The sequence below is a fragment of the Oleiphilus sp. HI0066 genome, from assembly GCF_001635725.1.
Map to the genome: position 1 here is coordinate 1 of NZ_LWFH01000932.1, position 354 is coordinate 354.

At 45.8% G+C, this 354-nt stretch carries 1 protein-coding gene; it reads left to right on the top strand.

Annotated elements, in window-relative coordinates; translation table 11 throughout:
• The coding region (locus tag A3738_RS10700) for an elongation factor P hydroxylase (protein ID WP_197473798.1) at positions 1 to 346 on the top strand (346 nt) is incomplete at its 5' end.
• Positions 347 to 354: the final 8 nt, after the last annotated feature.

The following is a 354-nucleotide window of genomic DNA, read 5'->3' on the forward strand; positions in this document are numbered from 1 at the left end:
AGAACGGCGTACTCAATTAGATTATGGCTATTGGTATGAGCCCGATGGTCGCGATGAAGCGCAGCAATCTGTCTTTGAGCGGGTTGAGGTAAAACCTCAAGCCTTGGAGCGAATTTTATGTTGTGCAGCAGGATTTCGTTTTCGTCTTTCGGCAGACAATGCGAACGACCCTTTATGTCGGCCAAGCAGTGCTTTCGTAGCAGATGTGCAAGAACAAACGATAAAGTATCTCGTGGAGGGCTTACCTGATAGGGCGGCTAAATTCGCAGAAGCACTAAATGCCGTGTTTAAACCTCAGACCTGCTATTTAAATTTAAGCAGTTATGTAGAAAGCGATCTGTTATAGTGTTCGGC